This window comes from Actinoplanes auranticolor (genome assembly GCF_018332655.1).
GTDB classification, from domain to species: domain Bacteria; phylum Actinomycetota; class Actinomycetes; order Mycobacteriales; family Micromonosporaceae; genus Actinoplanes; species Actinoplanes auranticolor.
This window is the reverse complement of the sequence record NZ_BOQL01000004.1, coordinates 64628-78129: the sequence shown is the minus strand read 5'-3', so window position 1 is coordinate 78129 and position 13502 is coordinate 64628. Positions and strand designations below refer to the sequence as shown.

Genomic DNA, 13502 nt, shown 5'->3' with positions numbered 1-13502 from the left:
GTCGTCGGCGAGCAGCACCCGTACGGCGCTCATCCGCCAGCCCGGTCGGGGATCCGCGCGACCACCCGGAAACCCTGCTCGACCGGCCCGGCGTGCAGGGTTCCGCCGAGACCGGTGACGCGTTCCCGTACGCCGATCAGCCCGTGGCCGGCGCCGGGCGTGCCGGGCCAGGGTCCGTCCGGGCCGCTGTCGTGCACGCTGGTCACGACCGTGTCGCCGTCGCGGTACACGTGCACCCGCGCGTCGCTGGGACCGGCGTGCCGGGCCACATTGTGCAGTGCCTCCCGCACGGTCCGGCAGATCGCCACCTGCACCCCCGGCGACACCGGGCCTACCGGGTCGAGCGTCAGCCGGGCCCGCACTCCGGCCGCCTCGGCGCCGGACACGATCGCCGGCAACTGGGTGAGGTTCTCCAGCGGCCGGCGCGGCCCGGCCTGGTCCGCGGTGCGCAGCACGGTCAGCATCCGGCGCAGCTCGCCGGTGGCCTCGCGGCCGGCGGTCTCGATGTCGGACAGCGCCTCGCGCGCCTCGCCGGGATCGCCGGACAGCCGGGCCGCCGCGGCGCGCACGGTGATCAGTCCCAGGCCGTGCGAGACGATGTCGTGCAGGTCCCCGGCCAGGCGCAGGCGTTCCGCCAGCACCGCCTCGGCGGCCGCCCAGCGGGTCAGCCGGGCCTCGTACGCCACCCGGTCGGTGTGGCTGCGCCGGATCGCCCAGGCCGCCAGCACCACCGCGCCCACGGCGATCAGTGGCGGCAGCACCACCGCCGGCACCCCGTCGGCGCCGACCATCAGCAGCATCAGCACCAGGGCGGCCAGGGCCGATCCGGTGACCGGCCAGACCCCGGACCGGCGGGCGGGCCGCTGCCGTACCTCCTGCACCCCCGCACCCTACGTGCGCTCCGCGCGCCCGGCGTCGGACCACGGTCCGATATCGCGGTCCCGACCCCGGTCCGATGTGCCCGGCCCGGCCCGCGCCTTGACTGGTGCGGTGATCACCATCGAGCACGTCCACAAACGCCGCGGCCGGGCCACCGTCCTCACCGACGTCGGCTTCACGGCCCGCCCCGGCCGGGTGACCGGCTTCCTCGGCCCCAACGGCGCGGGCAAGTCCTCCACGCTGCGCATCCTGCTCGGCCTGGACCGCGCGCAGCGCGGCACGGCGCTGGTCGCCGGGCGGCCCTACGCGCAGTGGCGGCGGCCGCTGACCGTGGTCGGCGCCCTGCTCGACGGCAGCGGGGCGCACCGCTCGCGGACCGGCCGCGCGCACCTGCGCTGGGTCGCCGCCAGCAACGGCCTGCCGCGCTCGCGGGTCGACGAGGTGCTCGACCTGGTCGACCTGCGCGCGGCGGCGGGCAAGCGGGTCGGCACGTACTCGCTGGGCATGGGCCGGCGGCTCGGGCTGGCGGCGGCCCTGCTCGGGGAGCCGGCGGTGCTGGTGCTCGACGAGCCGGTGAACGGCCTGGACGCGGGCGGCATCCGGTGGATGCGGGAGTTCCTGCGCCGGCGGGCCGCGCAGGGCGCGACGGTGCTGCTCTCCAGCCACCTGATGGGGGAGCTGGCCGAGACCGTGGACGACGTCGTGGTCATCGACCGGGGCCGGATCATCGCCGCCGGTACCCTGGCCGAGGTCACCGGCGACCATCCCACCCTGGAGGACGCCTATTTCGCGCTCACCTCGACCGGGACGCGCGGCCCGTGGTGAGGGCGGAACTGCTGAAGCTGGCCGGGCTGCCCGCGGTCTGGGTGGCGGTCGCGCTGAGCCTGCTCCTGCCGCCACTGGTGGTGCTCCTCAACTCGCGGACGGTGGCGCCCGGGGCCGACACCGGCTTCCTGGAACTGACCGTCGGGGTGCTCGGGCCGCTCGTGCTCGGCACGGTCGCCGCCGGCAGTGAGTACCGGGGCGGTCAGATCGCGACCAGTCTGCTCTGTGTGCCCTCGCGGCTGCGGCTGCTGGCGGCCAAGACCGGGGCGGTCGTGCTGAGCGTGGCGGTCACGGCGGCGGTCAGCGCGGTGGTCACCCTGGCGGTGGCCGGGGTGCTCACCGGCGGTGCCGGGCCGCGGATCGCCGGGGTCGTCGGCTACTGGGTGCTGGACGGGCTGCTGGCGTACGGGATCACCCTGCTGACCCGCAGCGGCGTCCTGCCGCTGACGGTCCTGATCGTCAACTCCACCGTCGTCTCGGTCAGTTACCTGCTCAGCAAGGTCACGCCGCTGGCGGCCTACCTGCCGGACCTGGCCGGCGCCCAGATGTTCATCGAGCCCCGCGATCCCGCGGTCGATCTGACCCCGGTGACGGCCGGCCTGGTCATGGGCGCCTGGGTCGCCGCCCTGCTGGCGGTCGCCGCCTACGTCTTCGGTCGGCGCGACGCGTGAACACGGCCCGGGCCGAGCTGCTCAAACTGGTCACCCTGCCCGCCCTGGCTCTGACCGTGGCCCTCACCTGGGTCGTGACCGCCCTGATCACGCTGGCCGCCGAGGGCGGCCCGGATCCGATCCCGCCGGCTCGTGCGGGCTTCCTCGTCCTGGGTGTGCTCGCCGCCACCTCCGAGTACGACGGCGCTCAGATCCGCACCACGCTGCTCTGCTCGCCCCGCCGGGCCCGCCTGCACGTGACCAGGTCCCTCGTGCTCGCCCTGCTCACCGTGCCGGTCGCGGTCGTCACCGTGCTCCTGGCCGGCACCGGTGACCCGGTCTACCTGGTGCTCACCACGCTGCTGGCCGCGGCCGTGGGGACTCTGCTGCGCCACGCCCTGGCGGCGGTCGTGGTGGTGCTCGGCTACTACTACGTGCTCGGACCGTTCGTGCGGGACCGCTTCGACGACGGCCTGTGGCTGCCGGCCGCGTGGACGGTCGCCGCGCTCACCGCCGCGACCGTCGCGGTGGCCCGCCGGGACGCCTGACCCGACCGGCCGCTCCCGCCCGGCGGCCGCGTGGCAGGGGAGACTTCCGTACCCGGTTTGCGTCACTATGGTGCGAGCGGAAGGGGGCCTTCTATGTCGCTGGTGCAGGGAACAGTCGCTCCCGGCTACGAGAAGGTCCGGGAGGTCTTCGCCGCGGAGATGGCCCGCCTCGGTGACGTCGGCGCCCAGCTCGCCGTGTACCGGCACGGGCGGCCGGTCGTCGACCTCTGGACCGTGGACCCGGACGCGCTGATGGGCCTGCTGTCGGTCACCAAGGGCGCGGCGTTCCTGGTGGTGGCCCTACTCGCGCAGGACGGCGCCATCGACGTGAACCGGTCGGTGCGGCACTACTGGCCGCAGTTCATCCCGGACGTGACCGTGCGGGAGCTGCTCGGGCACCGGGCCGGGCTGATCGGGGTGGACGGCGGCTTCGGACCGGCCGAGCTCGCCGACGACCGGATCATCGCCGAGCGGCTGGCCAAGCAGCGGCCGTACTGGCCGCGCGGTTCCGGTTACGGCTACCACGCCCTGGTCATCGGCGCGCTGACCGGGGAGATCGTGCGCCGGGTGACCGGCCGGTCGCTGCAGCAGACGTACGAGCAGCGCGTGCGGGGCCCGTACGCCATCGATCTGTATCTGGGCCTGCCCGCGGAGCTCGAACCGCGGTTCCGTCCGCTGGCCCCGCCGGTCGGGCGTGAGCCGGGGCCGGACCCGCGCAGCCTGACCGGCATCGCGCTGAACCTGCACGCCGACCCGCCGACCGATCTGACCGTTTTCGCCAACAGTCGCACGGTGCGGGCCCAGGGCCAGGCGTCGGCCGGTGGTGTCGGGAACGCCCGGGGGGTCGCGCGGCTGTATGCTGCGGCCGTGTCTGGCCTCAACAGCAGGGAACCGCTGCTGCGCCCGGCGACCGCGGCCGATTTCGGCACTGCCGGAGGCACCGCCCCGGATCTGTTGTCCGGTGGTTCCGGCGCTCAGTTCGGCCTCGGCTTCGAGGCCATGACGACCCCCTACCCGTTCCTCGGCCCGGCCGCGTTCGGTCACTCCGGTGCGGCCGGCTCGCTCGGTTTCGCGGACCCGAGCCGCGACCTCGCGTACGGCTACGTCCGCGACCGGCTGGCTCAGCCCCACGGCGGCGGCGCCGTGGAGAACGACCAGCTCGTGGCGGCTGTCATTCAGGCCGCCGACGCCTGACCGTCGTCTGCCGCCCGCCCGCCCGACACCCCGTACTCTCATGATCCACAGCGGCACCGCCGGACCGGCGGATGCCCTTGAGATGGAGGAATTCACGTGCGGACCCTTGCCCGTACCGCCGCGGCCCTGCTGGCGGTCACGACCTTCGCCGGCCTGACGGCCTGCTCCCCGCCCGAGAAGGAGAGCGCTTCCAGCGGCACCGGGGCGGCCACCGCCGCCAGCGCCGCCGACCTCGGTGGCATGGACGCGCTCGTCGCGGCGGCCAAGAAGGAGGGCCAGCTCAACGTCATCGCGCTGCCGCCGGACTGGGCCAACTACGGCGCGATCATCAAGGCCTTCGGCGACAAGTACGGCATCAAGGTCAACTCGGCCCAGCCGGACGCGTCGAGCCAGGACGAGATCAACGCCGCCGACCAGCTCAAGGGCCAGGACAAGGCGCCCGACGTGTTCGACCTGGGCAGCGCCGTCGCGACCGCCAACGTGGCCAAGTTCGCCCCGTACAAGGTGGCGACCTGGGCCGACATCCCGGACACGCTCAAGGACGCCAACGGCACCTGGACCAACGACTACGGCGGCTACATGTCGATCGGCTACGACAGCGCCAAGGTGCCCGCCCCGGCGAGCGTGGCCGACCTGCTCAAGCCCGAGTACAAGGGCAAGGTCGCGCTCAACGGCGACCCGACCCAGGCCGGTGCCGCGTTCGCCGGCGTCGCGATGGCCGCGCTCGGCAACGGCGGCTCGGCCGACGACATCAAGCCCGGTGTCGACTTCTTCGCCCAGCTGAAGAAGGCCGGCAACTTCCTGCCCGTCGACCCGACCCCGGCGACGGTGGAATCCGGCCAGACCCCGGTGGTCATCGACTGGGACTACCTCAACGTCGCGCAGGGCGCCAAGCTCACCGGCAAGATCCAGTGGAAGACCGTCGTGCCCGCCGGTGCGGTGCTCGGCTCGTACTACGTGCAGGCCATCAGCAAGGACGCCCCGCACCCGGCGGCCGCCCGGCTGTGGGAGGAGTTCCTCTACTCCGACGAGGGCCAGAACCTGTGGCTCAAGGGCGGCGCCCGCCCGGTGCGTGCCGACGCGATGGTCAAGGCGGGCACGATCGACGCCACCGCGTTCGCGGCCCTGCCCAAGGTGGAGGGCACCCCGGTGTTCCAGACCGAGGCGCAGACCGCCAAGGCCAAGGAGTACCTGGCGGCCAACTGGGCCAAGGCCATCGGCTGAGCATGGCCACCGTCCTCGACGGCCCGGAACTGGCGGCACCCGTGCCGCCGGTCCGGGCACCCCGGGGCCGGCTGCGCCTGAACCAGGTGCGCAGCCTGCTCGGCACCCTGCCGTTCTTCGCCTACGTCACCATCTTCCTGATCATCCCCACCCTGGTGGTGGCGATCGGGGCGTTCGCCGGTGACGGCGGTTTCACCCTCGCCAACGTGACCGCCCTGGGCGACTCCTACGTGCTGGACGCGTTCGGGCGCAGCATCCTGCTCTCGGCGGTCACCGCGCTCATCGGCGCGGTCCTGGGCGCGGTGCTCGCGTACGCGCTGGCCACCGCCAAGCCAGGCGGCCTGCTGCGCCGCGTGGTCACCGCCGCCTCCGGCGTGCTGGCCCAGTTCGGCGGCGTCACCCTGGCGTTCGCCTTCATCGCGACCGTCGGCCTGTCCGGCTTCGTCACCGTGTTCCTGCGCGACCAGCTCGGCACCGACATCTACTCGGGCGGTGTCTGGCTGTTCGAGCTGCCGGGCCTGGTGCTGGTCTACACCTACTTCCAGATCCCGCTCATGGTGATCGTGTTCCTGCCCGCGCTCGACGGCATCCGCCCGCAGTGGCGCGAGGCCACCGAGAGCCTCGGCGGCTCCACCTGGCAGTACTGGACCAAGGTGGCCGGACCGTTGCTCGCGCCCGCGTTCCTCGGTTCCACGCTGCTGCTGTTCGCCAACGCGTTCTCGGCCTACGCGACCGCCGCCGCCCTGGTCAGCCAGGGCAACCCGATCGTCCCGCTGCAGATCCGCAGCGCCCTGACCAGCGAGGTCGTGCTCGGCCAGCAGAACCTCGGCAAGGCGATGGCGCTGGGCATGGTCGTGGTGGTGGCCGTGGTGATGACCCTGTACGCCCTGCTGCAGAAGCGGACCGCGCGATGGCTGGGCTGAGGGCGCGCCGGGCCCGCCGGCAGTCCACGTTCCGCTGGACGGTGCTGGCCGTCATGGGGGTCTTCTTCCTGCTGCCGCTCGCGGCCATGGTGGAGTTCACCACCCGCGGGGACAGCAACACCTGGTCGCTGCTTGCCGACTGGCCGCAGCTCAGCGCGACCTACCCCGACCTGGCCGAAGGGATCGTCGCGTCGCTGGGCCAGGCGCTGTTCACCGCCCTGCTCATGCTGGTGCTGCTGGTGCCGACCGCGATCTGGGTCCGGCTGCGGCTGCCCGGCCTGCGCCCGCTGGTCGAGTTCATCTGCCTGCTGCCGCTGACCATCCCGGCCATCGTGCTGGTCGTCGGGCTCGCGCCGGTGTACGCGTGGGTCAACTACTTCCTCGGCGGTTCGTCGCTGACGCTCACGTTCGCGTACACGATCCTGGTCCTGCCCTATGCCTACCGGGCGATCGACGCCGGGCTGTCGGCGATCGACGTGAAGACGCTCGCCGAGGCCGCCCGCGGGCTGGGCGCGAGCTGGTTCACCGTGATGGCCCGGGTGGTGCTGCCCAACATCCGCTCGGCCGTGCTGTCCGCCGCGTTCCTCACGGTGGCGCTGGTGCTGGGCGAGTTCACCATCGCCTCGCTGCTGAACCGCACCAACCTGCAGGTCGCGATCAACCTGCTCGGCAAGAGCAGCGCGACCATGTCGGTGGCGGTGTCGCTGGCCGCGCTCATCCTCGCGTTCGTGCTGCTGCTCCTCCTGTCCCTGTTCGGCGATCGCAGAAAGGCGTCCCGATGAACGGTGTCGCCGTCCACCTCAACGACCTGCGCCGTACCTTCGGTGCCGTGCACGCCCTGGACGGGCTGGACCTGCACATCGAGCCGGGCGAGCTGATCGCCCTGCTCGGGCCGTCCGGCTGCGGCAAGACCACCGCGCTGCGCATCCTGGCCGGGCTGGAGGACGCCGACAGCGGCCGGGTCCTGGTCGGCGGCAAGGACATCACCGGGCTGCCGGCCAACCGGCGCGACATGGGCATGGTGTTCCAGGCCTACAGCCTGTTCCCGCACCTGACCGCGCTGGAGAACGTCCAGTTCGGCCTGAAGCTGCGCCGGCGCTCCGGCGGCGACCGGGCCGCGGCGATGCTCGACCTGGTCGGGATCAGCGCGCACGCCGGCCGCTACCCGCACCAGCTCTCCGGCGGCCAGCAGCAGCGGGTCGCGCTGGCCCGGGCGCTGGCCATCGAGCCGCAGGTGCTGCTGCTCGACGAGCCGCTGTCCGCTCTGGACGCCAAGGTCCGGGTGCAGCTGCGCGACGAGATCCGCCGGATCCAGACCGAGGTCGGCACCACCACCCTGTTCGTCACCCACGACCAGGAGGAGGCGCTGGCCATCGCCGACCGGGTCGGGGTGATGCGCTCCGGCCGGCTGGAGCAGCTGGCCGCCCCGGCCGAGGTGTACCTGCGCCCGGCGAGCGCGTTCGTCGCGGACTTCGTCGGGCTGAGCAACCGGCTGCCGGGCGTCGTCGAGGGCGACACGGTGACGGTGCTCGGCACCCGGCTGCCGCTGGTCCAGAAGGCCACGGGCGGCCCCGAGGTCACCGCCCTGGTGCGCCCGGAGTCGATCGGCGTCGTGCCGGACCCCGGCGGCGCCGCCCGCGTGCTGTCCACGGCATTCCTCGGCCCGACCAGCCGGGTCACCCTCGAGGTCGCCGACAGCGTGGTGATCGCCCAGGTCAGCGGCGAGTCGCTGGCCGAACTGACGGTCGGCACCCCGGTCCGGATCGACCTGCGCCCGGTGCCGGTGGCGCTGCAGGACTGACGACGATGGCGATCACGCCCGGCACCTTGCTCTACTGACATGTGCGCACCTACTACCGCGGGCCCGACGCCGCCGTCACCGACGAGCTGTTCATCTGGCAGGCGGGGGCGACGAAGGCCTTCGTGGTGGCCGAGCTGCACCAGGTCGCCCGGGTGCGCCAGGACGACGGCCGGCTCGGCCGGGTGATCGCCGCGATCCTGCTGGCCGTGGCCGGCGCCGGCTGGGTCCAGTTCGACCTGCCGGCCAAGTGGTACGCCGGGATCGGCGCGCTCGTGGCGGCCCTGGCGCTGGCGGGCTGGCCGTCACACACCCGGTCCTGGGCGCTGCGGGCGGCGTACCGCGGGGACGCCGGGGTGACCGTCTACAGCACGGCCGACCCCCGCGTGTTCAACCAGGTGAGCCGGGCGCTGCAACGCGCGATCGAGGACGCCCGTCGTTGACCGTGTCCGGCCGCAGCGGGACCCGCTGCCACCAGGTGACGCAGCGTCAGAGACATTCCAGCGGGCCGTACCGGAAGCGGCTGAGCCACAGCGGGCTCAGGTCGGCCTGGACCACGCCGATGGCCAGCCCGGCCAGCACCACCCGGCCGTAGCCGGTGCGGTCGCCGAGGTGCCGACCGCGTCGGCCGCCAGGATCAGCAGCGTCGCGAGGATGTAGTTGGCCAGCGCGGATAGCCGAGCACCCACAGCACGTCCGGCGCGGTGACCTGCTGGCCGAGCGGGTCCGTGCCGAGGAGCGGATGCGGCTCGCCGCCGAGATTGTCGTCTGCCTGGGACGCGGCCCTCTCAAGATCACCCGACGGAGTCGTGGAGAAACGGTGAGTCGCCGGATCCGGGCCCGCCGGAAACGCTCCCAGTAATTCGCCTTTCCCGGGTTGAGCTGCGCATTCATCGGTCCGGCGGCGCCGCCAACCTGAAGGAAACCTTTGCTGGGAAATTGCTTTGAACTACTGCGGTGGTGGCTTCGTACTGATGGACGTCGACGACATAAGTCCCGGGCAATCACCCCGATTCGCGCGACGGCGGCAGACCGCCGGAGCGTTTGACGAAAGGCCGAGCATGAGTCGTGTCCACTACGGCACGCGGGCGGTTAACCGCCTGTCGCGCCGTCGGGTTCTTGCCATCGCCGCCACCGTGGGGGTCGGCGCCGCCGGCGCCAGCGTGGCCGGGCTGAGCCTCGCCGGCGAGAAGGCCGGTTCGAGCGACAGCGAGCCGCTGGTGATTTCCCTGCGGGACGCGAAGAAGGGCACGTTCGACGTGTTCTCCGGCGGGTCCAAGGTGACGCTGACCGACCCTGACCTCGCCGAGAAGCTCCTCAAGGCCGTCAAGCGCGCCTGAATCGCTTCCTCACCCAGCCCCCCGATCCCTGAGTAAGGAAGTCTCATGTCATCGCACCGTGAAGCGCCGGAGATCAGCAAGGACCCGGTCGCCGACAGCGCCGACCTGTACGCGTTCGTGAGCCCGGACCACCCGGACACCGTCACGCTGATCGCCAACTACGTGCCGTTGCAGCTGCCCGCCAGCGGCCCGAATTTCTTCGAGTTCGGCGACGACGTGCTCTACGAGATCCACGTCGACTCCAACGGCGACGGACGCCCGGATCTGACGTACCAGTTCCGCTTCCGGACCGAACTGCGCAACGACCGCACGTTCCTGTACAACACCGGGCCGATCGAGTCGCTCGACAGCGAGAACTGGAACCGGCGGCAGTTCTATTCGGTCACCAAGGTGGACTCGGCCGGTAAGCACACCGTGCTCGCCGAGAAGCTGCCCTGCCCGCCCTGCAACGTCGGCCCGTTGTCGATCCCGGACTACGACAAGCTCGCCGAGGACGCGGTGCACAAGCTGAAGACCGGGGAGAAGGTCTTCGCCGGCCAGCGGGCCGACCCGTTCTTCGTCGACCTGGGCGCGATCTTCGACCTCGGCACGCTGCGGCCGTTCCAGGACAAGCACCTGGTCGGGCAGAAGCTGTTCAACTACGCCGGCAAGGCGGTCAACGCCACCGACAAGATGAACGTGCACAGCATCGCCATCCAGCTGCCGCTGCACTACGTGCGCAAGGACGGCAAGAAGAAGGTCCGCGGCCGCGACCCGGGCGCCGTCATCGGCGTCTGGACCTCCGCGAGCCGCCGCCAGGTGCAGGTCCGGCACGGCAGACGAGACAACGACGACGTGTACGTGGGCCCGCAGGTCCAGGTGTCGCGGCTGGGCAACCCGCTGTTCAACGAGGTCATCGTGCCGATGGCGCAGAAGGACCTGTGGAACAGCCTGCCGCCGAGCGAGGACAAGCGGTTCGCCGAGTTCGTCGAGCAGCCGGAGCTGGGCGCGCTGCTGCCGGTGCTCTACCCGGGCCTGTTCGACAACCTGGCCGCGCTCAACAAGGCCAAGACCGCCCGCGCCGACCTGGTGGCGATCCTGCTCACCGGCATCCCGGACGGGCTGATCGACGACTTCCAGAACAACACCGGTGACGTGCAGGCCGACATGCTGCGGCTGAACACCGCCGTCCCGCCGACCAAGGAGGACCCGAACGCGTTCGGCATCCTCGGCGGGGACCTGGCCGGCTTCCCGAACGGGCGCCGCGTCGCCGACGACGTCGTGTCGATCTCGCTGCGGGCCATCGCCGGGGTGACCGTGCCGCTGGTCGACGAGAAGTTCAAGCCGGACGCCGCGGCCGCGCTGGTCGAGCAGGGACTGTCCGCCAAGGACGCCAGCTCGAAGCTGCTCAAGAAGTTCCCGTACCTCGGGGTGCCGTTCGACGGCTTCAACAACCCCGAGCCGGCGGACAAGTGAGCGCGGGCGTGCACCACCACCACACCCTCGACCCGTCCGGGCAGGGCACCGTGGTGCTCAACATCGGGGCCGGCATCGGTGCCCTGGTCATCTACACCCCGGGCAGCCTGCACGGCCACGAGATCGAGGTGAGCCCGGTCGGGGACGCCGCGGCGCGCACCCACGCCGCGGTCCGCGCCCGGTACGTCCGCGACGGCGTGCTGTTCAGCGTCGTCATCGACAACCTGGCCGAGGGGCGTTACGTCGTCTGGCGCGACGCGGTCACCCCATTGGCCGAGGTCGACGTGCGCAGCGGCTCGGTCACCGAGTACGAGTGGCCGGTACCCGCCAAAGTGTGACGCGCGGTGACGCCTCTGTCGGTCTAGGGTGAGCGGATGGACACGGCAGGGGCGGCCGGTCCGGAGCCCGGTCCGGGAACTCCGGACGGGGACGTGGCGGTTTCCGCCAGCCTCCGGACGGCCGATGTGGAACAGGCGAGTTCGTTCTGCCGGCGGATGTACTACGGTCCGCTGGAGATCAAACCGGCCGGTAGCGCGGACGAGGTGACCTTCTCCGGCGAGGTGGCGCAGATCGGGCCGATCACCATCGGCGAGATCAGCTACGGGGTCGAGATGTGCCTCGACAGCGGCAACCTGGAGACGGCGTACCACGTGCTGGCCCCGCTGACCGGCGCGGTGCAGGTGCTGCACCGCGGGGCGGCGACCACCGCCGACCCGAGCCAGGCGGCGGTGTTCCGCCCGGTCGGCGACATCTCGCTGCGCTGGTCGGCGGATTGCCGGCTGATCAGCTTCAAGGTGGACCGCCTGGCCCTGGAACGCGAGCTGGACGCGACCCTGGACCGCAAGGTCGGCTCACCGCTGCCGCTGGGGGCGACCTTCGGTCTCGCCGGCGGGCCGGGCCGCAGCTGGCTGGCGCTGGTCCGGCTGCTGCTGGCCGAGACCCGCCAGCCGGACGGCCTGACGCACCTTCCGCACCTGCTGCGCCGCTGGCGCGAGCTGGTGATCAGCGGGCTGGCCCAGGCGGTCGAGCATCCGTTCTCCGAGGGCCTGGCGGGGCAGCCGACCGCGCGGCGCCCGCGGACGGTGAAGCGGACCCTGGACGCGATGCACGCCGAGCCGGGCCGCTCGTTCACGGCGGCCGAGCTGGCCGGCATCGCCGGCGTCGGCATCCGGGTGCTGCAGGAGTCCTTCCGCCAGCACGTCGGTGTGCCCCCGCTGACCTATCTGCGCAGGCTGCGGCTGGAAGGCGTGCACGCCGAGCTGACCCGGGCCGGCCCGGGTCAGGTCAGCGTGAGCGAGGTGGCGACCCGTTGGGGCTTCACCCACCTGGGCCGCTTCGCGGGTGCCTACCGGGAACGCTACGGCGTGTCCCCGAGCCAGACCCTGCGCGACCGCCTCTGACCGCGGAGGCGGCGCGCGGGGTGGGGGCTACGGCTCGATCCGCTGGCCCTTGCCGATCACGACGATGCCGCTGTCGGAGACCGTGTAGCGCTTGCGGTCGCGCTCCAGGTCGACGCCGATCTTGGCGTCCTCCGGGATCAGCACGTTCTTGTCGATGATCGCGTTGCGGATCACCGCGCGCCGGCCCACCTGGACGCCTTCCATCAGGACCGAGCCCTCCACGTGGGCCCACGAGTTCACCCGGACGTTCGGGGAGACCACCGAGCGTTCGACCAGGGATCCGGAGACCACCACACCGGGGGAGATCATCGAGTCGACGGCGCGGCCCTGGCGGTCGTCGTAGCCGTGCACGAACTTCGCCGGCGGCCAGGAGCCGTAGTTGGTGAAGATCGGCCAGTCCATGTTGTAGAGGTTGAAGACCGGCAGCGTCGCGATCAGGTCCATGTGGGCGTCGTAGAAGGAGTCGAGCGTGCCCACGTCGCGCCAGTAGCCGCGGTCGCGCTCGGTGCTGCCCGGCACGTCGTTGTCGCGGAAGTCGTAGACGTTGGCCTCGCCCTTGGCCACCAGCATGGGGATGATGTTGCCGCCCATGTCGTGCTTGCTGTCCGGGTCCTGGGCGTCGGCGGTGACCGCCTCGCACAGCGCCCGGGTGGTGAAGACGTAGTTGCCCATCGACGCGTAGATCTCGTCCGGGGCGTCGGGCAGGCCCTCGACGTCGACCGGCTTCTCCCGGAAGGCGCGGATCTTCTTGCCGTCCTCACCCACGTCGATGACGCCGAACTGGTCGGACATCGACTTGGGCTGACGGATCCCGGCGACGGTGACGGCCGCGCCCGAGGCGATGTGGTCGTCGACCATCTGCTTGGGGTCCATGCGGTAGATGTGGTCCGCGCCGAAGACGATGACGTAGTCGGGATTCTCGTCGTTGATCAGGTTGAGGCTCTGGTAGATCGCGTCCGCCGAGCCGGCGAACCAGCGCGGGCCCAGCCGCTGCTGCGCCGGCACGGGGGTCACGTAGTTGCCCAGCAGCGTCGACATCCGCCAGGTCTTGGTGATGTGCCGGTCGAGCGAGTGCGACTTGTACTGGGTCAGCACGACGATCTTGAGGAACCCGCCGTTGGCGAGGTTGGACAGCACAAAATCGATCATGCGGTATATGCCGCCGAAGGGCACACCGGGCTTGGCCCGGTCCGCGGTGAGGGGCATCAGGCGCTTGCCTTCGCCACCTGCCAGAACGATCGCGAGCACCTTGACAGCCATGCCCGT

The 13502-nt window shown here is 71.8% G+C and carries 16 protein-coding genes; 13 read left to right on the top strand and 3 right to left on the bottom strand.

The features are described from left to right. Positions 1–29: 29 nt before the first annotated feature. A complete protein-coding gene (locus Aau02nite_RS02155) occupies positions 30–881 on the bottom strand; it encodes a sensor histidine kinase (protein ID WP_212986577.1) in 852 nt (283 codons plus the stop codon). 109 nt (positions 882–990) lie between these two features. On the opposite strand from Aau02nite_RS02155, the gene Aau02nite_RS02150 reads away from it, so the two are divergent. From Aau02nite_RS02150 to Aau02nite_RS02110, 9 genes are all read left to right on the top strand, one after another. Beyond that, positions 991–1704, top strand: a complete 714-nt coding sequence (locus Aau02nite_RS02150; RefSeq protein WP_212986576.1) for an ABC transporter ATP-binding protein — start codon at positions 991–993, stop codon at positions 1702–1704. Then, positions 1698–2375 carry an ABC transporter permease gene (locus Aau02nite_RS02145; protein ID WP_212986575.1) on the top strand — a complete coding sequence of 226 codons (678 nt, stop codon included), beginning with the start codon at positions 1698–1700 and terminating at the stop codon, positions 2373–2375. The genes Aau02nite_RS02150 and Aau02nite_RS02145 overlap by 7 nt, the downstream gene beginning before the upstream one ends. After that, positions 2372–2902: a hypothetical protein gene (locus Aau02nite_RS02140; RefSeq protein WP_212986574.1), complete on the top strand. Its 531-nt coding sequence runs from the start codon at positions 2372–2374 to the stop codon at positions 2900–2902. Before Aau02nite_RS02145 ends, Aau02nite_RS02140 begins: the two co-directional genes overlap by 4 nt. A 93-nt stretch (positions 2903–2995) precedes the next feature. Then, on the top strand, positions 2996–4096 hold the full coding sequence (locus tag Aau02nite_RS02135) for a serine hydrolase domain-containing protein (protein ID WP_212986573.1): 1101 nt from the start codon (positions 2996–2998) through the stop codon (positions 4094–4096). 96 nt (positions 4097–4192) lie between these two features. Next, positions 4193–5320: an ABC transporter substrate-binding protein gene (locus tag Aau02nite_RS02130; RefSeq protein ID WP_246594831.1), complete on the top strand. Its 1128-nt coding sequence runs from the start codon at positions 4193–4195 to the stop codon at positions 5318–5320. 2 nt (positions 5321–5322) lie between these two features. Then, entirely contained in the window at positions 5323–6243 is a 921-nt protein-coding gene (locus tag Aau02nite_RS02125; protein ID WP_212986572.1) for an ABC transporter permease, read from the top strand. Continuing rightward, a complete protein-coding gene (locus Aau02nite_RS02120; RefSeq protein ID WP_212986571.1) occupies positions 6231–7025 on the top strand; it encodes an ABC transporter permease in 795 nt (264 codons plus the stop codon). Before Aau02nite_RS02125 ends, Aau02nite_RS02120 begins: the two co-directional genes overlap by 13 nt. Continuing rightward, on the top strand, positions 7022–8044 hold the full coding sequence (locus Aau02nite_RS02115) for an ABC transporter ATP-binding protein (RefSeq protein ID WP_212986570.1): 1023 nt from the start codon (positions 7022–7024) through the stop codon (positions 8042–8044). Before Aau02nite_RS02120 ends, Aau02nite_RS02115 begins: the two co-directional genes overlap by 4 nt. A 41-nt stretch (positions 8045–8085) precedes the next feature. Beyond that, a complete protein-coding gene (locus Aau02nite_RS02110; protein ID WP_212986569.1) occupies positions 8086–8484 on the top strand; it encodes a DUF6232 family protein in 399 nt (132 codons plus the stop codon). Positions 8485–8530: 46 nt separating this feature from the next. On the opposite strand, the gene Aau02nite_RS47240 is transcribed toward Aau02nite_RS02110, so the two are convergent. Further along, positions 8531–8935: a DUF418 domain-containing protein gene (locus Aau02nite_RS47240; protein ID WP_281420947.1), complete on the bottom strand. Its 405-nt coding sequence runs from the start codon at positions 8933–8935 to the stop codon at positions 8531–8533. Between the two features lie 80 nt (positions 8936–9015). On the opposite strand from Aau02nite_RS47240, the gene Aau02nite_RS02100 reads away from it, so the two are divergent. The 4 genes from Aau02nite_RS02100 to Aau02nite_RS02085 are packed head-to-tail and all read left to right on the top strand — an operon-like array spanning position 9016 to position 12236. Beyond that, a complete protein-coding gene (locus Aau02nite_RS02100; RefSeq protein ID WP_246594830.1) occupies positions 9016–9381 on the top strand; it encodes a hypothetical protein in 366 nt (121 codons plus the stop codon). A gap of 45 nt (positions 9382–9426) precedes the next feature. Continuing rightward, positions 9427–10836, top strand: coding sequence for a DUF4331 domain-containing protein (locus Aau02nite_RS02095; protein ID WP_212986567.1), 1410 nt, complete (start codon positions 9427–9429; stop codon positions 10834–10836). After that, the gene (locus Aau02nite_RS02090; protein WP_212986566.1) at positions 10833–11174 is read left to right on the top strand and encodes a phospholipase; all 342 of its coding nucleotides are present in this window, start codon (positions 10833–10835) and stop codon (positions 11172–11174) included. Before Aau02nite_RS02095 ends, Aau02nite_RS02090 begins: the two co-directional genes overlap by 4 nt. Positions 11175–11210: 36 nt before the next feature. After that, the gene (locus tag Aau02nite_RS02085; RefSeq protein WP_212986565.1) at positions 11211–12236 is read left to right on the top strand and encodes an AraC family transcriptional regulator; all 1026 of its coding nucleotides are present in this window, start codon (positions 11211–11213) and stop codon (positions 12234–12236) included. A gap of 27 nt (positions 12237–12263) precedes the next feature. Here Aau02nite_RS02085 and glgC read toward each other — a convergent pair whose 3' ends face one another. Further along, on the bottom strand, positions 12264–13496 hold the full coding sequence (gene glgC, locus Aau02nite_RS02080; protein WP_212986564.1) for a glucose-1-phosphate adenylyltransferase: 1233 nt from the start codon (positions 13494–13496) through the stop codon (positions 12264–12266). Between the last annotated feature and the right edge of the window lie 6 nt (positions 13497–13502).